This is a genomic window from Microbacterium wangyouchuni (assembly GCF_054072595.1).
In genome coordinates this window covers 16,706-35,717 of record NZ_JBSVRM010000007.1, presented here as the reverse complement: position 1 = coordinate 35,717, position 19,012 = coordinate 16,706, and the positions used below count along the sequence as shown (strand labels likewise).

Here is a 19,012-nt window from a genome sequence, read left to right as displayed (position 1 = left end):
GGCGCTTCGTACATTGCAAGCGGGCGATGCTGCAGGGGGTGCTCGATGCCCGATTTCTCCCCTTTCCAGGGATCCATCGGCGCGATATCATCATGATATGAGCGAAATGTTGCGCGTGTTGCGCGAGCGGGCTGGACTTAGCCAAGCGCAGCTCGCGCTGCGTAGCGGTGTTGCTCAGCCAAACATCGCCGCTTATGAGTCCGGGCGGCGGAACCTGTCGGCGGCAATGCTCGATAGGTTGCGCTTGGCCATGCGTCCTTTGCCTCACGAGGCGCTCGAACAGCATCGTGACGAACTCAAAGCGCTCGCCGCGCAGTACGGACTGAACAACGTGCGAGTGTTCGGCTCAGCCGCGCAGGGCACGGACACCACGCAGAGCGACCTCGATATCCTTGTCACCCGCTCGCCGGACGTTGGATTGCTGACGATCGCCGAGTTCGCCTTCGCCGCCGAACGACTACTCGGCGTTCCGGTCGACGTGGTCACAGATGGAGGGCTTCCCGCTGATCATCCGATCCTCCGGTCTGCGGTGGCCGCGTGAGCGATAGGGATGAACGGTCGCTGCGTGAGATCGTGCGGTTGTGCGACAACGGCACCCGACTCGCCGGTCGAGGCCGCGAGTGGTACGTCTCGGATGATCTCAACACACCGGGGCTTGCGGCCGAATCGATCATCATCAAGATTGGTGAGAATGTCGCGCGGTTGAGCGATGAAACGATCGTCGCGAACCCGCAGGTGCCCTGGTCGAGCATCAAGCGCATGCGCGATCGGCTCGCGCATCACTACGAGGCGACCGATTATGACGCAGTGTGGGCCACCCTCAACGTCGATCTTCCCCGCGTGCGTGAAGCGATCGCATCGCTTCTCGCCGAAGCGGTCGATGATTGACCAGAGATCTGCATCGCCGGACGAACCCCATGGTTAGCGCATCTGCTGGTCGAGGACATCCCCTCCAACAGCATGAACGGGTCGTCGGTCAGTGGCGAATTGGCGGCGGTGATGTGTAGGACCGTGCATCCGGTGTTGCACTCGGCCGCGCTGACCGCAGGTCAGAATGGATACGGCGGCAGATCCCCCTCGCGGACGACGGCCTCGGTGCCTTCGTCCCAGGTGAAGGTCGAGGCTGCGGACTCGTAGGGTCCGGCGCCCGAGCCACCATCGGGAACCCACGACCGGATGATCTCGATCTCGTCCTCGGAGATGCGGGTGATCTCCGGAGCGCGTCCGTAGACCTCCTCGGTAGCTGTCTGCACGAACTCGCCCTTGTGGAAGAGCATGACCTCGTACGGGTAACCGCCCAGGCAGCAGCCCGTGAGCGGGACGACAATCCACGACAGCGTCGCGCAGGCATCGTAAGTCTCATCTGCCCAGCCCATCTCGTCCTTCAGATCCCACGTTCCGTTGGGAGCTGCGGCCAGTTCACCGCCCCAGGCAGCCAGCGCCTCACCGGCAGTGACGTCCGCGCAGGTTGCTGCGGTGATCTCCGGTGTCGCGACGCGCACGAGCATCGTCCCACTCTGTCCGTTCCAGACGCGGTCCGCGTCGGGCAGATCGGTGCCGGGGTAGTAATCCGGAGTGCCGCCAGCGATCTCTGTGCCCGCCGGGTAATAGGTACCGAACGGGGCATCGACGGTCGAGAATGAAAACCCGCCGTCCTCGGTTTCGGCGGGTGAACCGTGCTGGGCGATGTCGATGACGAAACCATCGTCACGGGTGGCGTTCGGGAGTGCGATGGTCACGCAGGGCTCGGTCGCGGGGCTCTCCGCTGTCGGGCACCAGCGGCCGTTGATGTCCTCTGCCGTGGGAGTCGGCTCCGCGGTGGGCTCGGAAGTCGCGGCCGCGGACTCAGCGGCGGGAAGCTTCTCTTCGGTCGCTGGGGACGCGCCGCAGGCCGACAAGCTCAGAGAGAACACTCCGACGGCAACGAGGGCGAGCAGGCGGGACGCGGGCGAGATCAAAGGCACGTGTTTCACTTCCATACGAGGTTCCGGTCGCAATTGGTGTCGCTCTAACCGCGGAATAGCAACATAAAGTGCGGCCGGAGCGGTGGGTGGTTGAGCGGACCGGTGGGTGGTTGACCGGAACGGCGCGGGCGGTCAGGCGGATGCCGCGGCCGCAGGGCCGGCGCCCGCAGCCCCAGCCGCAGCGGGGCTGATGCCGTAAACCGTCTCGAGGGCTGCGATGAACTCCGCACCACGCCCGTCGGCGGCGAGTTCGTGCGCCCGCGTCGTGGGGGTGTGGGTGAGCACTCCGGCCAGGTGGCGCATGGCCTGCTCGACCCTGCCATCCTCGTCACCGCGGGCTCGGGCACGTTCGATCTCGGATTCCATGAGCGAGAGGATGTGCGTGCGGAACGCGACCACTGCCGGCGTCACACTCTGCCGATCGCCGACGACGTTGAAGGTGTCGGCAGCTTCTCGCACGACGCTGCGCGCAGCATCCGTCGCCTGCAGTTCTTCCAGCGGTGCGTGCAGCCGAATGGTCTCGAGGTCGAGTAAGGCAACGCCCTCGAGGTGCGCCACGGCGGGGTCGACGTTGCGCGGCATGCCGAGGTCGATGACGAGCTGCGACGACTGATCGGCAGCGACCATCGGGCATCCGCCCGCGACAGCACCGGCTTGTGCTTGCAAATGCTCGGGACCGAGAACAGGCTCGGTCGCCGTGGTGCAGGTGATCAGCAGGCTCGATTCCGTGGCGACGCGGGCGTAGTCCCGTTCGGCCACCGCGACGATGTCGTGCTTCTTCGCGAAGAGTTCGGCGCGTCCTGATGGCGAGTACACCGAGATGTTCGTTGCGCCCCGTTCGCGGAGCGTGGCCAGGGTGACGGCTGCGTAAGCGCCGGTGCCGACGAGGAGAACGCGCTCAGTAGTCCAGTCCGCGATGCGGCTGTCGGCAAGTTCCAGCGAGAGGCGCACGAGTGAGCGGCCGGCCCGGCCGATCGCGGTGACGTTCTTCACTTTGCGCTGCGCCTGGCTCGCACGCTGGAACAGGCGCTCCAGCTCCGGAGACGTGGTGCCGTCCTCGCGAGCGACCTTCAGCGCACGCCGGACCTGGCCGGCGATTTCGCCCTCGCCGGGGACTACAGATTCGAGACCGGATGCCACGGCGAATAGGTGCTCGGCGACCCGGCGACCCGAATGCACGGCGTACGCACCCTCAAGATCGGATGCCGTGATGCCTGTGGACTGCTCGATCGCCTCGAGCACCGCTTCCACGCCCACGGCGCCGGCAGCAGTCACCGGCTCATCGACTTCGACATACGCCTCGAAGCGGTTGCAGGTCGACACCACGACAGCACCCTGCACGCACGGCGCAATACGCAGAAGATTCGGCGCAAGGTCGTCGGGGGTGCGGCTCAGTCGCTCGAGCATTTCAAAGGAGGCGGTCTTGTGACTCGCCGTCACGCACAGCAGCACACCAGCAGTTTACGTCGGGTGCTGAGGAGTCTGCTGAAAGGGCGGTTCGCGCTGGCTGGTGGGACAATAGCAGCATGCCTTCACCCACAGCCCCGCTGCTGCGCGCGCTCGCCGGAGATCGACCCGAGCACGCCCCCGTCTGGTTCATGCGCCAGGCTGGCCGTTCACTTCCGGAATACCGCGAGCTCCGCGTCGGCACCCGGATGCTGGATGCCTGCCTCACCCCGGATCTTGCCGCCGAGATCACGCTGCAGCCGGTGCGCCGTCACGGCGTGGATGCCGCGGTCTTCTTCAGCGACATCGTCATCCCGCTGCGTCTGGCCGGGGTCGACGTCGAGATCGTTCCAGGGCGTGGCCCGGTGTTCGCCGAGCCCGTGCGCACACGCGCCGATGTCGACCGCATCACGGCGATCGACCCGGATGATCTCGATCACACCGCGATCACCGCGGCCGTGCGCATCGTCATCGATGAGCTGGGGGAGACTCCGCTGATCGGTTTTGCCGGAGCACCCTTCACCCTGGCTGCGTACCTGATCGAGGGTGGCCCCTCGAAGGAGCACCTGCGCGCTCGGGCGATGATGCACGCCGACCCTGAGGCGTGGAACCGACTTGCCGACTGGCTCTCGCGCGTCTCCCGTCGATTCCTGCAGGCGCAGCGCGATGCTGGAGCGTCTGCGTTGCAGTTGTTCGACTCCTGGGCAGGCTCGCTCAACCCCGCTGATTACCGTCAGCACATCGCCCCGCACTCGAAGGCAGCTGTGGTCGATCTCGACGTGCCGGTCATCCACTTCGGTGTCGGCACCGGCCCCTTCCTCACTGACATGCGTCTGGACGGCATAGCATCCGCTGTCGGTGTCGACTGGCGTCAGCCGCTGGACGAAGCCGCCAGCATCCTGGGCCCCGACGTCACCGTGCAGGGCAATATCGACCCGGCCATGCTGCAGGCTCCGTGGGAGGTGCTCGAGCAGCACGTGCTCGACGTGCTCGCGCGCGGCCGTGCTGCGCGTGCGCACATCGTGAATCTCGGACACGGGGTGCCGCCCGAAACCGATCCCGACCAGCTCACCCGAATCGTGGAGCTTGTGCACCGCACGGCGTCATGACCACTGACCGAGACGAAGAAGCAACCGCTGAGCTGGCCGAACGGGCAGCCGAGCGCCACGTCGTCGTCGTCGGCGGCGGGATCGGCGGCCTGGTCGCCGCGCGGGAGTTCGCGAAGGTCGGCATTCGGGTGACCCTGCTCGAGTCGGCAGAAATGCTCGGCGGTGCGATCCGTCGCGCGGATCTCGCCGGACTGACAGTGGATGCCGGTGCCGAGAGCTATGCGACCCGCGGCGGGCACGTGCGCGATCTGATCGCCGAGCTCGGTCTCACCGACCGCATCGTGACTCCGAACCCTGCTGGTGCGTGGCTTGCCGGTGTTCCCGGAGTGAACCCGGCTCCACTTCCCAAAGGCGGCATCCTGGGCATCCCGGCGAACCCATTCGCTGAGGACGTGCGCCGGATCATCGGCTGGAGCGGGGCATGGCGTGCGTACGTCGACCGCTTGCGCCCGCCGCTGACGATCGGCAAGGAGCACAGCCTCGGCAAGCTCGTCGAATCGCGCATGGGGGCGAAGGTGCGCGATCGGTTGGTCACGCCGGTGACGGCGGGCGTGTACTCCGCTCACCCGAACGACGTGGACGTCGAAGTTGCCGCTCCCGGACTGAACGAGGCGCTCACCCGCACCGGCTCGCTCTCCGGCGCCGTCGCACAGCTGGTCGCCGACCGCGCTGATCGCGCGAAGTCCGCTCCCGGCTCGGCCGTCGAGGCATTGGCTGGCGGCATGAGCACGCTGGTGGATGCCCTGGCAGCTGATCTGGTCGATCTGGGTGGAGTCATCCGAACCGGCGCTGCCGTCACAGCCCTCGATCGCACAGGCGACGGCTGGGTCGTGTCGTTCACGACCGTGGACACCGACCCGGATAGTGACGAGTCCGAGTCCGAGCCCGAGCCCGAGCCCGAAATCATTGCAGCGGATGCCGTCATCATCGCCACGACCGAATCGGCTGCTCGCGCGCTGCTGCGTGAGCAGATCGATCTCGGTGCGGCTCCCGAGGCGCCGCAGATCGAGATCGTGAGTCTGCTCCTGGATGCGCCGGCGCTGGATGTCTTCCCGCGCGGGACGGGAGTGCTGACCGCACCGGGCAGCCTCGTCGCCAAGGCGCTGACGCATGCGACGGCGAAATGGTCCTGGTTGCGGGAGGCCGCTGGAGGCCGCCACATCGTGCGTGTTTCCTTCGGCTCGCAGGGTGAGCTGCCGGCAACCGCGGAGCTTGACGAGGAGTCCTCGGCCCGCCTGGCGTTGCAGCAGGCTTCGGCGATGCTCGGCGTAGCGCTGCCCTCATCGGCCCTCATCACCGCTCACCGGGCGCGTTTCACCCAGTCTCAGCCGTCATCCCTGATCGGGGCAGGTGAGCGGCGTCGCGCCGTGCGGGCTGCTGTGGAGCAGATCGATGCTCTGGCGGTCGTCGGTGCCTGGGTCGCCGGAACCGGGCTCGCACAAGTCATCCCCGATGCGAAGCTCGAGGCTGACCGCCTGCGCCGCGCTCTGATCTGGGTGTGAATGCTGGGTTGTCAAGCCCCGCTGTTGTAGATGCCGATTTCGGCATATAGCGTTACGCTGGAAACCCTGGCCGACGGCGGCAACGCCAGCGGCTCGACCGGAACAACGTGAGGAGACCCCATGAAGGGGAAGATCGGACTCGTCGTCGGGCTCGGCGTCGGATACGTACTCGGCACACGAGCCGGACGTGAGCGTTACGAGCAGATCAAGACGCAGTGGTTGAAGGTTTGGCACCTCGATCCAGTGCAGGAACAGGTCACCAAGGTCAAGGGCTACGTCGGCGACAAGGCCGCCGCGGTTCCGGGCGCAGTCTGGAACGGTCTGGTGAAGGTCGCGAAGGCCGCAGGCAACGCAGACACCCCGGGCAAGAAGCTCGATTCGGCGATCGCCACCGGCCGCAAGGTCGCGGATGATCTTGAGGATGCCGTAGAAGACGCGGTGGACGAGGCCAAAAAGAATGCCGCGGCCGCGAAGAAGACCTCCACCGGTTCGACCAGCAAGGCCAAGCCGGCTGCCAAGAAGCCCTCGACGAACGGAAAGTGACATGGTTCGCGGCTATCGTGACCGTGCCGATGACAGCCTTCTGACGCTGCTCGGCGATCTTCCGGAGCTCGTCAGCAAACTCGTCAAGGCAGAGATCGACGCGGCGAAGGCCTGGGTGTCTCGCACCGCGAAGGACGCCGGCATCGGCAGCGTATGGTTCCTCATCGCGCTGTTCTTCCTGTTCTGGCTCGTACCGATGATTCTCGTCTTCGCCGTTGCGGGACTGTCATCATGGTGGCCGGTCTGGTTGTCCGCACTGGCGGTGCTCGGGTTGCTGCTGCTGTGCATGGCAGCGTGCGTCCTCCTGGGACTGCTGAAATTCCGTAAGGCGCTGCGCCGGGAGAACCCCGGGCAGGCCGTTGCCACCGATATTCGACTTGTGAAGGAGGCCGGTGATGACACTGTCTGAGCAGAGCCTGCCCCGTACTGCTGTTCCCGCCGGAATCACCGATCCCGTGGCATCCGCGCGGGCAGAGCTGAAGGCTGCGCTGGCAGCAATCGAGATCAAGGGCAACGTCCCGCGCCGCATCGAGAAGGCGTCCGTGCGCGGAGCCGCCCGGGCTCGTGCGTTCGCCGATCGGAACCCGCTGGGGGCGGTTGCAGCATCGGTCGGCGTTGCCGCCGTGGCCGGTGCGCTGGTGTGGGCGATCGCTCGCGCGATCTCTCGCTGACCCCGCTCGGTCGCACGTTTCGCTCCCGCCTCCAGAAAGAGGCACACTGGAAGCATGTCCGATGCAACCGAACAAAACCCTTCTGGCTTCACACTCTGGGCGGTCTGGCGCCGTAATCCGGACGCGCCCGTCACCGAGACCGATGCGACCGAGCTCGAGACGATCTCCGGTCACATCGAAGACTCCGGAGTCACGATCCGCGGCTTCTACGACGTCTCCGGTCTGAAGGCTGACGCGGACCTGCTGGTCTGGCTGCACGGCGACACCGCCGAAGACCTGCAGAAGGCGCTGCGTCGCCTGCGCCGCACCGAGCTGCTGCGCACCCTGCTGCCGGTGTGGAACGTCATGGGCGTGCATCGCGATGCCGAGTTCAACCGTGCTCACGTTCCCGGGTTCCTCCGCGGCGTCGAGCCCAAGGGCTGGCTGTGCCTGTATCCGTTCGTGCGCACCCCCGAGTGGTACCTCGCACCGGAAGAAGAGCGCCGCGCGATGCTCGCTGATCACGGTCGGAAGGGCGCCGCCTTCACGGGCGTCATCGCGAACACCGTGGCATCCTTCGCCCTGGGCGACTACGAGTGGCTGCTGCCGCTGGAAGCAGACGATGTCACTGAACTCGTCGACCTCATGCGCGACCTTCGCTACACCGAGGCTCGCCGTTACGTGAAAGAGGAAGTGCCGTTCTACACGGGTCGGCGCTTGCGCTTTGACGAGATCGCGGACGTTCTGCAGTAGGTCATGATGAACACTCCTATTCGTCTCGGCACTCGCCGCAGCGCCCTTGCCCAAGCCCAGTCCGGACACGTCGCCGCAGCGTTGGAGAAGATCTCCGGCCGGAAGGTCGAGCTCGTCCCGATCGTCTCGGAGGGTGACACGAACCGTGCATCCCTCTCGGAGATCGGTGGGCTCGGCATCTTCGCCACCCGCTTGCGCGAGGCGCTGCTGGCCGGTGAGTGCGACATCCTCGTCCACTCCCTCAAAGACCTTCCCACGGCCATGCCAGCCGGGCTCGTGATCGGCGCGACCCCGGTCCGGGAGGCGGCGCATGATGTCGTCATCACGCGCGACGGCACACCGCTGCATCAGTTGCCCGCCGGCGCGAAGGTCGGTACCGGCTCGCCCCGCCGCATCGCGCAGGTGCATCGCCGTGCACCCCAGGCCGCGGTGGTCGACATCCGCGGGAACGTCGATTCGCGCCTGGCGAGGGTCGAATCCGGCGAGCTGGATGCTGTCATCCTCGCGGCAGCCGGCCTCTCGCGACTGGGATCTGACACGCCACTCTCCCGTGAAGAGCTGGATCTGACCACCTGGCCCACGGCTCCTGGCCAAGGCTCGCTCGCGGTGGAGACGACCTCCGACGCGCCGGCCGAGCTGCGCGGCTTCCTCGCCCGGCTCGACGATGAAGACACTCGTCTGGCGATCTCCGTGGAGCGCGGAATCCTCGAGGGATTGGATGCCGGATGCCAGGCGCCGATGGCCGCTCATGCGGTCGTCGCCGGTGATGCTGTTCGAGTGCGAACGGCTGTCTACGCACCCGAAGGAGAGCGTGTGATCGACCTCGACGTCACGGAATCCCTGAACCGGGGGTATATTCGTGTGAACGGCAGTGGCAACGGAGCGGATACTGCCGATGGTGCGGACCCGAATCACGCAGCACGCGAGATCGGACTTTCTGTCGCCCGTCGGCTGCTCGATCAAGGGGCGGCCGGACTCGTCTCCTGAGAGCAATTCAATGATCAGCACACCCGAAACGAAGCAAGATAAGCCGTTGACCGGCTGGCGCGTCCTCGTTCCGCGAGGGGGCCCCTGGGGCGACGGTGTCGCCGCGAGCCTGCGTGCGCAGGGAGCAGTTCCTGTCGTCGCGCCACTGATCAACTTCGGCCCGACCAACGACCAGGCAGCGCTTGACGCTGCACTCGCGAAGCTGGCTGCCGGAGAGTTCGACTGGCTGACCGTCACCAGTGCGACGACGGTGGACGTTCTCTTCGCGCACCGCGCCGAGGTTCCCAAGTCGACCAAGATCGCCGCAGTGGGTGAAACCACGGCCGCAGCTCTCCAGGCGGTCGGATACGAAGTCACCCTGGTACCCGAACGCGACAATTCCGCTGCCGGCATGGCACAGCAGCTGATTGCCCTTGAGCCCGAGCCGCGCCGGATCCTGACGCTGCGCAGCGAGATCGCGAAGCCCGTACTCACCCGCTCGTTGATCGAAGCCGGGCACGACGTATCGAGCGTCGTCGCGTACCGCACCGTGGGCGTGCCGGTCACCGATCGCATCCGTCGTGACGTCGACAGCGGGCGCATCAACGCGATCCTCATCACGAGCGGATCCGTCGCGCAGCAGGTGCGCGAGCAGTTCCCTGACATCCCTGATGACACGCTGCTCGCCGCGATCGGACCGCGCACCGCAAGTGATGCTCGTAAGGCCGGTCTTCCGATCACCGTGGTGGCCGACAAGCAGACGGTTGACGCGCTGATCGACGCGGTCTCGCACTTCACGCTTCCGCATGCCGCTGACGAGTTCGCACCGTGAGCTTCCCCGAGGTTCGTCCGCGTCGGCTTCGCACCAGCCCGGCCGTTCGTGCTCTCGTTCGGGAGACTTCGCTGGAAGCACGACAGCTGGTGCTGCCGATGTTCGTGCGCGAGGGGATCGCTGAGCCGACGGCGATCTCATCGATGCCTGGCATCGTCCAGCATTCGATGGACTCGCTGCGCCGAGCGGCAGTGGAGGCGGCTGAATCGGGCGTCGGCGGGGTGATGCTGTTCGGCGTTCCTGCGGTGCGTGATGCTCAGGGATCCGGAGCGGATGACGCCAACGGCATCCTGAACCGCGCCACCGCCGCGCTGATCGACGAGGTCGGCGACGCGCTCGTCGTGCAGACCGACCTGTGCCTGGACGAATTCACCGACCACGGTCACTGCGGCGTGCTCCGCCCTTCGACCAGCTCAGGGGGCGATCCCGTCATCGACAACGATGCGACGCTGGAGCGCTACGTGTCGATGGCGCTTGCGCAGGCTCGCGCAGGCTCCCACCTGCTGGGACTGTCCGGCATGATGGACGGCCAGGTCACGGCAATTCGGCAGGGGCTGGATGCTGCCGGCTTCACCGACACGCTACTGCTCGGGTACGCGGCCAAGTACGCCAGCGCGTTCTACGGCCCGTTCCGCGAAGCCGTCGACTCGCAGCTGCAGGGCGACCGCCGCACCTATCAGCTCGATCCCGGCAACCGCCGCGAGGGGCTGCGCGAGGCGCTGATCGATGAAGCCGAAGGTGCTGACGTCGTGATGGTCAAACCCGCGATGGGCTTCCTCGACGTGCTGCGCGAGGTGCGCGATGCCGTACACGTTCCGGTCTGGGCGTACCAGGTCTCCGGCGAGTACGCGATGATCGAGGCCGCGAGTGCGAACGGCTGGATCGATCGCCGGGCCGCCGTGCTGGAATCGCTGCTGTCGATTCGCCGCGCGGGCGCCGATGCGGTTCTGACGTATTGGGCGACCGAGGCCGCTGAGTGGCTTCGGAACTGATCCGGTTTCCTGGCTGAGGAGCTTCTGATGACTGATCGCAACGATGACCTCTTCACCGCCGCGCAGGCGGTCACTCCCGGAGGGGTGAACTCACCGGTACGCGCCTACGGTTCCGTCGGTGGGACGCCCCGGTTCCTGGCATCCGCACAGGGCCCCTATGTAACGGACGCCGCCGGCACCGAATACGTCGACCTCGTCGCCTCGTGGGGTCCGGCCCTGCTCGGGCACACGCATCCAGAGGTTGTCTCCGCGGTGCAGGACGCCGCCACGCGCGGCCTGTCGTTCGGCGCACCCACCGCGGGTGAGGTCCAACTCGCCCGCGTGATCGCGGAGCGCGTGCGGCTGGGTGACCTCGCACCGATCGAGCGGGTGCGTCTGGTCTCCACTGGCACCGAGGCCACGATGACGGCGATCCGATTGGCTCGGGGCGTTACCGGACGCGACCTGCTGGTGAAGTTCGCCGGTCACTATCACGGGCACTCCGACGGCCTGCTTGCCGAAGCAGGATCTGGAGTTGCGACCCTGGCGCTTCCTGGGTCGGCCGGAGTGCCGGCGCCGATCGCCGCGCAGACGCTGGTGATCGAATACAACGATCGGGATGCCCTCACCGCCGTCTTCGCCGAACACGGCGACCGCATCGCCGCCGTCATCGTCGAGGCTGCTGCGGCCAACATGGGCGTCGTGGCTCCTGACCCGGGGTTCAACCGCTTCATCGCCGACACTGTGCACGCGCATGGCGCACTGATGATCCTGGACGAGGTGCTCACCGGCTTCCGGGTGCATCACGCCGGATTCTGGGCATTGCAGGCCTCGCTGGGCGAGGAATACCTGCCCGACATCATCACCTTCGGCAAGGTCGTCGGCGGAGGGATGCCATTGGCAGCCCTCGGCGGACGTGCCGAGGTCATGGACCAGCTCGCACCCGTGGGCCCGGTCTATCAGGCGGGAACGCTGTCGGGGAACCCGCTGTCGGTGGCCGCGGGGCTGGCCACGCTGCGGCTGGCAACCCCGTCCGTTTATGCGCGGGTGGATGCCGCGGCGACACGCATTGCGAACGCTCTGGATGCGGCCCTCACCGACGTCGGAGTCATCCACGCGGTGCCGCGGGCCGGCAACCTGTTCGGGGTCGCCTTCGCGCCTGCACCTCCGCGCACCTACGCCGAGGCGCTGGCGCAGGAGTCGTTCCGGTACCCGCCCTTCTTCCACGCCATGCGTGAGCAGGGCGTTGCGCTTCCGCCGAGCGTTTTCGAAGCCTGGTTCCTTACCGCCGCACATGATGACGCGGCGCTGTCTCGCATCGAGGCGGCGTTGCCCGCTGCGGCTGCGGCCGCGGCATCCGCTCGTCCCTGACTGATTGTTGTGGCACTGTGAGCAAGTTGCCGACAGATTTGCGGCTACCGCTGGCAGACTGGATGCATGGTGACGCTGCTTCTGGATCAGACACAGCTGGAAGTTGTGCTCTCCCCGCTTGAGCGGGCCGCGACGTTTCACCGTGACAACCTGCGGATCTCTCGCGAGACGATCCAGAAGGTTCAGTTGACCGACGACGCCTGGACGTGGTTGCGTGGCGTGCCGGGCCCAGGCACGCACATTCCCGGAATCGTCGCCGCCGGCACCTGGAAGGCCGCGGCCACCACCGACTTCGTCATGGTCCGTGGGCGTCGCCCGAGCGTGGTCATCGACCTGCACGGCGATGAGCAGTTCCACCGGCTGATCCTCACCACCCGGCACGGCCTCGCCCTCACACAGGCGCTGCGGCTCGATGTCTCAGAAGATCCCGTCGATGTCGTCGAGATTGCCAGCACCGCACCGATTCCGGTGGTGAAGGGGCGTCAGCGTCCGGTGATCCGGCCGCGCCCGGCCTGAGGTCAGCGCTGCTCGGCCGCAGAATCTTCTGCGGCTGGTTCGTCTGAGGTGGGTTCGTCTGCCGTGGGTTCGTCTGCAGTCTGCTCGGCGGACACAGTTTTGTCGTGGCCCGGGGCATCGCTCTCGGGTACTGCGGCCGGCTCTGGCGTGTTGAACGCGCTGGCCATCGCGGCGAGACCCGCAAGGCCGGGGAGCGGACGATCTTCTTCTGCGGGGGCGGCCGCAGGCGCTTCGACTGGTTCGGGCTCGGTGACCGGCTCAGGTTCGGTGACCGGCTCAGGTTCGGTGACCGGCTCGGGCTCGGCGACCGGAGTCGCCAGCGGGGCCTGGTAGCGGTCGTTCACGAGGTCGAGGAAGACGTCCTCGAGAGTCGGTCCCCGCTGCTGCAGCGTGGTCAGTGCGACGCCGGCACGGGCCGTCAGGCTGCCGATGGTGGCGGCATCGCTGCCGCGCACAGTGAGACCAGAGCGCAGCACCTCGAACTCATAACCCGCGCCGCTCAAGGTCTCCGACAGCGCGGAGCGGTCTTCAGCATCCACCACGACCGGGCCGGTCCGCGGGTCGGCGAGATTCTCCATGGTGTCGGCGAATTTCAGCTTGCCGTTCGCGATGACGAGGATCTCGTCGGCCGTCTGCTCGATCTCGGAAAGGACGTGCGATGACACCAGCACGGTGCGTCCCTCAGCGGCCAGGCCGCGGATGAGCGTACGCATCCACCGGATGCCTTCGGGATCGAGGCCGTTGGCCGGCTCATCGAGAATGAGGACGCCCGGGTCGCCGAGCAGAGCGGTGGCCGCGCTGAGCCGCTGGCGCATGCCGAGCGAAAGCGCCGAGATGCGTGTGTCGACGTCGCCGCCGAGACCGACGAAAGCGATGAGTTCGGCCACCCGCGAGGAAGAGATGCCGTTGGCCTTGGCCGCAGCGGTGAGATGACGCTCGACCGTGCGCCGAGGGCGGAAGCCGGGATCCTCCAGCATGGCGCCGACCACGCGAGCGGGATTTCGCAGTTCCGCGTAGCGCGTGCCGCCGAGGGTGGCGGTTCCCGAGGTGGGCTTCTCGAGTCCGAGAAGTACGCGCAGAGTGGTCGTCTTGCCGGCACCGTTCGGGCCGAGGAACCCTGTCACGACACCGGGATTGACGCGCGCAGAGAAGTCGGAGACGGCGGCGACAGCGCCAAAGCGCTTTGTCACGTGGTCGAACTCAATGAGCTGTCCGTCGGGCATCCGAGGCCTTTCCTGCATGGTCGTTCCCCCTATCCTGCCGGAAAACGCACAGAATCTCGCCTTTCGTGGGTGCAGAACGACCAGATCAGCCGTTGTAACGTGGCTTTCGTGACTGACATCGACGAGGCATCCGCCGTTCTGATCCGCACTGAGGGATCGCTGGGGTGGCTCACCCTGAACCGGCCGAGGCCGATCAACGCACTCAATCTCGCCATGATCCAGCAGCTCACCGCGGCACTCGAGGCCTGGCGGTACGACTCCGACATCGACATCGTGCTCATCGACGGAGCCGGCGAACGGGGCCTGTGCGCCGGGGGTGACGTGCGGATGCTGTACGACGAGATCACCGCGGGGCGACCGGAGAGCACAGCCACGTTCTTCCGCGCCGAATACACCCTCAACCGGATGATCGCCGAGTACGCGAAGCCGGTCGTGGTCTTCGCCGACGGCATCACGATGGGCGGCGGCATCGGCCTTGCCGGCCATGCCGCGATCCGAATCGTCACCGAGCGTAGCCGCCTGGCGATGCCCGAGACCCGAATCGGCTTCACCCCCGACGTCGGCGGCACGCTGCTGCTCGGCCGGGCCCCGGGACGGCTCGGCGAGTATCTCGGACTGACCGGCACCACGATGAGCGGAACGGATGCCATCTACGCCGGGTTCGCCGATCACTTCGTGCCCTCACAGCACCTGCCCGAGCTTCGCGAGGCCCTGGGCAAGCGCGCCGATCCGACCAGCCCGTCTGAGCTCGTCCTCCTGTTCGACGAGACGCCGGAGCCGTCAGCGCTCGCCGATGAACGGGCCTGGATCGACGAGGTGTTCGCGGCCGACTCCGTCGGAGAGATCATGCAGCGGCTGTCCGAACGGTCTGAGCCCGCGGCATCCACCACAGCCGAGACACTTCGAGAGCTATCACCCACGGGTCTCGCCGTCACGCTCGACGCCGTCCGTGAGGCCCGCGAGGGTGATCTGCGCGACGCGCTGAGCGGCGAGTACCGCCGGGTGATGTGGTTCGCTCACGAGCACCCCGATCTCGTCGAGGGAATCCGAGCGCAGCTGGTCGATAAGGACCGCACACCGAAGTGGCAGCCGGCCACAATCGATGAGCTCGAGACCGACGCCGGAGCGGCCGCTCGTGCCTATGCTCCCGAGCGGGCGCTGTGGGAATAATCAGACCGTGACCTGCGAATCGTTCGCCCTGAGCGGATAATCGCACGCGGGTATTTCGAATGTCTGAGGTTCGTGACAACCTGTGTTGTGGCCGATTCGGCCCCTCTCTGTCAAGGACACCTTCATGCTCGGAAAACTTCTCTTCCGTTACCTCCGCAAATACCGCTGGCTCCTGGTCGGCGTACTTGTTTTTCAGTTCGCCAGCGCACTGGCAACCCTCTATCTGCCGCGCCTGAACGCCGACATCATCGACAAGGGCGTCGCTCAGGCCGATACCGGCTATATCTGGCGCACGGGCGGCTTCATGCTCGTGGTGTCGCTCGGCCAGATCGTCTGCTCGGTCATCGCGACGTACTTTGCGGCGAAGGCGGCGATGAGTGTCGGTCGTGACATTCGCGCCGACGTCTTCTCGCGGGTGAGTGGCTTCTCCGAACGCGAGGTTTCGCAGTTCGGCGCGGGGTCGCTGATCACCCGCAACACGAACGATGTGCAGCAGGTGCAGATGCTGGCGATGATGGGGGCGACGATGTTCGTCACCGCGCCGCTGCTAGCCATCGGCGGCATCATCATGGCCGTCCAGCAGGACGTCGGGCTCAGCTGGCTGATCGGCGTCTCGGTGCCGGTGCTGCTGGTGGTTGCCGTGATCATCATCAGCCGGATGGTGCCGCTGTTCCGACGTAACCAGGCCAAGCTCGATGCGATCAACCGGATCATGCGCGAGCAGCTCACCGGCGTTCGCGTCGTGCGGGCATTCGTGCGCGAGCGGATCGAAGAAGAGCGATTCCGCGGTGCGAACACCGACCTGATGATTCTGGGCCGCAAGATCGGGTCGCTCTTCGTGCTGCTGTTCCCGCTGTTCATGCTGATTCTGAACGTCACGGTCGTCGCGGTGATCTGGTTCGGCGGCATCGAGATCAACGCCGGGAACGTCGAGGTCGGCACGCTGTTCGCGTTCATGCAGTACATCGGCCAGATCATGATGGGCGTCATCATGTCGAGCTTCATGGCGATGATGATCCCCCGCGCTGCTGTTTCCGCTGAACGCGTGGGCGAGGTGCTGGATGCCGAATCAGGGTTGGAGCGCCCCGAGAACGGTGTCGTGGATTTCCCGGCACCCGGCACCATCGACCTGAAGGATGTCGAGTTCACCTATCCGGGCGCCGAAGCGCCAGTGCTCTCGGGGGTGACGTTCTCCGCAGGCAAGGGGGAGACCCTCGCGATCGTCGGCTCGACCGGCTCCGGAAAGACGACGCTGGTATCGCTGCTGCCGCGGCTGTTCGACGTGACGGGCGGCTCGGTCAGTGTCAATGGCACCGACGTTCGTGCCGCTGACGTCGAAGCACTGTGGAAGAGCATTGGCCTCGTGCCGCAGCGGCCGTTCCTCTTCACCGGCACTGTCGCATCGAACCTGCGGTACGGGCGCGAGGAAGCCACCGATGAAGAGCTGTGGCATGCGCTCGAGATCGCCCAGGGTCGCGACTTCGTCGAAGAGATGCCCGATGGGCTCGAATCTAGGATTTCGCAGGGCGGGACGAACGTGTCCGGAGGTCAGCGTCAGCGCCTGGCGATCGCCAGGGCCATCGTGCACCAGCCAGAGATCCTCGTGTTCGACGACTCGTTCTCCGCGCTTGACCTCACCACCGATGCCCGGTTGCGGCAGGCGCTGTGGCGAGAGCTGCCGGAGGTGACGAAGATCGTCGTTGCGCAGCGTGTTTCGACGATCGCCGATGCTGATCGCATCGTCGTCCTCGAAGGCGGCACCATGGTCGGTGTCGGCACACACGACGAGCTACTGGAAACCAGTAAGACCTACCGCGAGATCGTTGAGTCGCAGCTGGGAGTGGACGCATGAGCGATGCGACGAACGAAGCGGCCGTTTTGACCGCCGAAGAGCAGTACGAGGCAGAACTCGCCGACGCTGCGCGCCTGGAGGCCGGTGGTTGGGATGCTCCCACCCCCGGCAAGGCCGATAACTTCGGCAAGAGCTTCGGCCGGATGCTGGGGCTGCTGAAGCCGTCGGCGATCTGGCTCGTCATCGTCTCGATCCTCGGTGCGATCGGTGTCGTGCTCATGGTCGCAGCGCCCAAGGTGCTCGGCGAGGCGACCAACATCATCTACGAGGGTTTCATCTCGCGGATGCTCGCCGACAACGGCGTTCCTGCTGGCACGTCGCAAGCCGATGTCGTTGAGTTGCTGCGCTCGCAGGATCAGAACGACTTCGCCAACATGGTCGCAGCCTTCAGCGACTTCGAGGTCGGTGCCGGTATCGACTTCGAGCGCCTGCGGTGGATCATCATCGGCGTTCTGGCCATCTACGTCGGTGCTGCGCTGCTGAGCTGGATTCAGGGCTACGTCATCAACGTGATCATGGTCCGCGCGATGTGGCGGCTCCGCGAAGACGTTGAGGCGAAGATCAACCGGCTGCCGCTGGCGTACTTCGACAAGGTGCAGCGCGGTGAACTGATCTCGCGCGTCACCAACGACATCGACAACATCACCCAGACGATGCAGCAGTCCCTCTCTGGGGCATTGACCTCGGTTCTGACCGTGGTCGGCGTCCTCGTGATGATGTTCTCGATCTCTTGGCAGCTGGCGCTGGTGGCTCTTGTCGCGCTGCCGCTCATGGGCGTGATCTTCGGGGTCATCGGACCGCGCTCGCAGAAGGCCTTCGGCATGCAGTGGCGCAAGGTTGGCCGTCTCAACGCTCGGGTGGAGGAGGCTTTCTCCGGCCACGCACTGGTCAAGGTCTACGGCCGCGAGCAGGATGCTCTCGACAAGTTCCAGGCCGAGAACGAAGAGCTGTTCCAATCGAGCTTCAAAGCACAGTTCCTGTCCGGCATCATCATGCCGGCGATGACGTTCATCGGCAGTCTCACCTACGTCGGCATCGCGGTTCTTGGCGGCCTGATGGTCGCCAGCGGACAGCTGCGCCTCGGTGATGTGCAGGCCTTCATCCAGTATTCGCAGCAGTTCACACAGCCGCTGAGCGAACTAGGCGGCATGGCAGCAATCGTGCAGTCGGGTACGGCCTCCGCAGAGCGGGTGTTCGACTTCCTCGATGCTGATGAGCAGGAGCCCGACGCCGAAGACGCGCCGACTCTGCCACGGGGTGAGGCGGCTCAGGGCGTCATCGAGTTCGAAAATGTGTCGTTCTCGTACACGCCGGAGCGTCCGCTGATCAACGACCTCTCCTTCCGGGTGGAGCCGGGGCAGACCGTTGCGATCGTGGGCCCCACCGGGGCCGGCAAGACGACACTGGTGAACCTCATCATGCGGTTCTACGAGCTGAACTCGGGCCGGATCCTTCTCGATGGGCAGGACATCGCCGAGGTGACGCGTGATGATCTGCGCTCCCGCACCGGGATGGTGCTGCAGGACCCGTGGCTGTTCGCGGGCTCGATCCTGGAGAACATCCGCTACGGGCGCGCAACAGCCAGCGATGAGGAAGTGCTCGACGCCGCCAGGGCGACCTACGTCGACCGATTCGTGCACGCGCTGCCGGATGGCTACGACACCGTGCTCGAAGAAGACGCCGCCAACGTGTCTGCGGGTGAGCGACAGCTCGTGACGATCGCGCGTGCGTTCGTGGCGAAGCCGTCGATCCTCATCCTGGATGAGGCCACCAGTGCCGTCGATACCCGCACGGAGCTCTTGCTGCAGCATGCGATGGCCGCGCTCAGACAGGGCCGCACATCGTTCGTGATCGCGCACCGGCTGTCCACGATTCGCGATGCCGACCTCATCCTGGTGATGGAGCATGGTGACATCGTCGAGAAGGGCACGCACGATGAGCTCATTGCGGCGCAGGGCGCCTATTGGCGGCTCTACCAGTCGCAGTTCGAGCAGGCCGCGACCGACATCGACGCTGAAGAGGCGATGACCGGCGCTATCGGTGTGGTCGCCTCGGAAGAAGCCGAGGTCGTGGTCGACGAAACACCGTGAGCAAGAGATGAGGGCCGGCTGCATGGGTAGCCGGCCCTCGTCGTCTGCTGGCCC

General features: G+C 66.1%; 19 protein-coding genes. 16 read left to right on the top strand and 3 right to left on the bottom strand.

The features are described 5' to 3' along the window. Nucleotides 1-97: 97 nt before the first annotated feature. Both ACW5CM_RS12840 and ACW5CM_RS12835 read left to right on the top strand, forming a co-directional pair. A complete protein-coding gene (locus tag ACW5CM_RS12840) occupies nt 98-541 on the top strand; it encodes a helix-turn-helix domain-containing protein (protein WP_457125221.1) in 444 nt (147 codons plus the stop codon). Beyond that, complete coding sequence (locus tag ACW5CM_RS12835) at nt 538-888, top strand: HepT-like ribonuclease domain-containing protein (RefSeq protein ID WP_438252778.1); 351 nt, start codon at nt 538-540, stop codon at nt 886-888. The genes ACW5CM_RS12840 and ACW5CM_RS12835 overlap by 4 nt, the downstream gene beginning before the upstream one ends. A gap of 161 nt (nt 889-1,049) precedes the next feature. On the opposite strand, the gene ACW5CM_RS12830 is transcribed toward ACW5CM_RS12835, so the two are convergent. Together ACW5CM_RS12830 and ACW5CM_RS12825 are read right to left on the bottom strand one after the other, a co-directional pair. Beyond that, entirely contained in the window at nt 1,050-1,964 is a 915-nt protein-coding gene (locus ACW5CM_RS12830; protein ID WP_457125220.1) for an LppP/LprE family lipoprotein, read from the bottom strand. Between the two features lie 132 nt (nt 1,965-2,096). Next, entirely contained in the window at nt 2,097-3,404 is a 1,308-nt protein-coding gene (locus tag ACW5CM_RS12825) for a glutamyl-tRNA reductase (protein ID WP_457125219.1), read from the bottom strand. Between the two features lie 86 nt (nt 3,405-3,490). On the opposite strand from ACW5CM_RS12825, the gene hemE reads away from it, so the two are divergent. From hemE to ACW5CM_RS12770, 11 genes are all read left to right on the top strand, one after another. Beyond that, nucleotides 3,491-4,519: a uroporphyrinogen decarboxylase gene (gene hemE / locus ACW5CM_RS12820; protein WP_457125218.1), complete on the top strand. Its 1,029-nt coding sequence runs from the start codon at nt 3,491-3,493 to the stop codon at nt 4,517-4,519. Beyond that, entirely contained in the window at nt 4,516-6,021 is a 1,506-nt protein-coding gene (locus tag ACW5CM_RS12815; RefSeq protein WP_457125217.1) for a protoporphyrinogen/coproporphyrinogen oxidase, read from the top strand. The genes hemE and ACW5CM_RS12815 overlap by 4 nt, the downstream gene beginning before the upstream one ends. 120 nt (nt 6,022-6,141) lie before the next feature. Next, nucleotides 6,142-6,564 (top strand): hypothetical protein, encoded by a 423-nt coding sequence (locus tag ACW5CM_RS12810; RefSeq protein ID WP_438252783.1) that lies wholly within the window; start codon nt 6,142-6,144, stop codon nt 6,562-6,564. A 1-nt stretch (nt 6,565) separates the two neighbouring features. Next, complete coding sequence (locus ACW5CM_RS12805) at nt 6,566-6,973, top strand: phage holin family protein (protein ID WP_439256450.1); 408 nt, start codon at nt 6,566-6,568, stop codon at nt 6,971-6,973. After that, nucleotides 6,960-7,235: a hypothetical protein gene (locus tag ACW5CM_RS12800; protein WP_438252785.1), complete on the top strand. Its 276-nt coding sequence runs from the start codon at nt 6,960-6,962 to the stop codon at nt 7,233-7,235. The genes ACW5CM_RS12805 and ACW5CM_RS12800 overlap by 14 nt, the downstream gene beginning before the upstream one ends. A 54-nt stretch (nt 7,236-7,289) precedes the next feature. Continuing rightward, complete coding sequence (gene hemQ, locus ACW5CM_RS12795; RefSeq protein WP_438252786.1) at nt 7,290-7,967, top strand: hydrogen peroxide-dependent heme synthase; 678 nt, start codon at nt 7,290-7,292, stop codon at nt 7,965-7,967. A 6-nt stretch (nt 7,968-7,973) separates the two neighbouring features. Continuing rightward, nucleotides 7,974-8,954: a hydroxymethylbilane synthase gene (gene hemC, locus ACW5CM_RS12790; RefSeq protein ID WP_457125216.1), complete on the top strand. Its 981-nt coding sequence runs from the start codon at nt 7,974-7,976 to the stop codon at nt 8,952-8,954. Nucleotides 8,955-8,964: 10 nt separating this feature from the next. After that, nucleotides 8,965-9,765: a uroporphyrinogen-III synthase gene (locus ACW5CM_RS12785; RefSeq protein ID WP_438252788.1), complete on the top strand. Its 801-nt coding sequence runs from the start codon at nt 8,965-8,967 to the stop codon at nt 9,763-9,765. After that, nucleotides 9,762-10,757, top strand: coding sequence for a porphobilinogen synthase (gene hemB, locus ACW5CM_RS12780; RefSeq protein WP_439256453.1), 996 nt, complete (start codon nt 9,762-9,764; stop codon nt 10,755-10,757). Before ACW5CM_RS12785 ends, hemB begins: the two co-directional genes overlap by 4 nt. 27 nt (nt 10,758-10,784) lie before the next feature. Beyond that, nucleotides 10,785-12,107, top strand: coding sequence for a glutamate-1-semialdehyde 2,1-aminomutase (locus ACW5CM_RS12775; RefSeq protein ID WP_457125215.1), 1,323 nt, complete (start codon nt 10,785-10,787; stop codon nt 12,105-12,107). Nucleotides 12,108-12,173: 66 nt separating this feature from the next. Further along, a complete protein-coding gene (locus tag ACW5CM_RS12770) occupies nt 12,174-12,623 on the top strand; it encodes a hypothetical protein (protein ID WP_438252791.1) in 450 nt (149 codons plus the stop codon). Between the two features lie 2 nt (nt 12,624-12,625). On the opposite strand, the gene ACW5CM_RS12765 is transcribed toward ACW5CM_RS12770, so the two are convergent. Continuing rightward, nucleotides 12,626-13,864 carry an ABC transporter ATP-binding protein gene (locus tag ACW5CM_RS12765; RefSeq protein ID WP_457125214.1) on the bottom strand — a complete coding sequence of 413 codons (1,239 nt, stop codon included), beginning with the start codon at nt 13,862-13,864 and terminating at the stop codon, nt 12,626-12,628. Nucleotides 13,865-13,954: 90 nt separating this feature from the next. Between ACW5CM_RS12765 and ACW5CM_RS12760 the strand changes: the two genes are divergently transcribed. From ACW5CM_RS12760 to ACW5CM_RS12750, 3 genes are all read left to right on the top strand, one after another. Beyond that, nucleotides 13,955-15,016 carry an enoyl-CoA hydratase/isomerase family protein gene (locus ACW5CM_RS12760; protein ID WP_457125213.1) on the top strand — a complete coding sequence of 354 codons (1,062 nt, stop codon included), beginning with the start codon at nt 13,955-13,957 and terminating at the stop codon, nt 15,014-15,016. 124 nt (nt 15,017-15,140) lie between these two features. Next, nucleotides 15,141-16,868 (top strand): ABC transporter ATP-binding protein, encoded by a 1,728-nt coding sequence (locus ACW5CM_RS12755; protein WP_439256456.1) that lies wholly within the window; start codon nt 15,141-15,143, stop codon nt 16,866-16,868. Next, on the top strand, nt 16,865-18,958 hold the full coding sequence (locus ACW5CM_RS12750) for an ABC transporter ATP-binding protein (protein ID WP_438252796.1): 2,094 nt from the start codon (nt 16,865-16,867) through the stop codon (nt 18,956-18,958). Before ACW5CM_RS12755 ends, ACW5CM_RS12750 begins: the two co-directional genes overlap by 4 nt. The last annotated feature ends 54 nt before the right edge of the window (nt 18,959-19,012 follow it).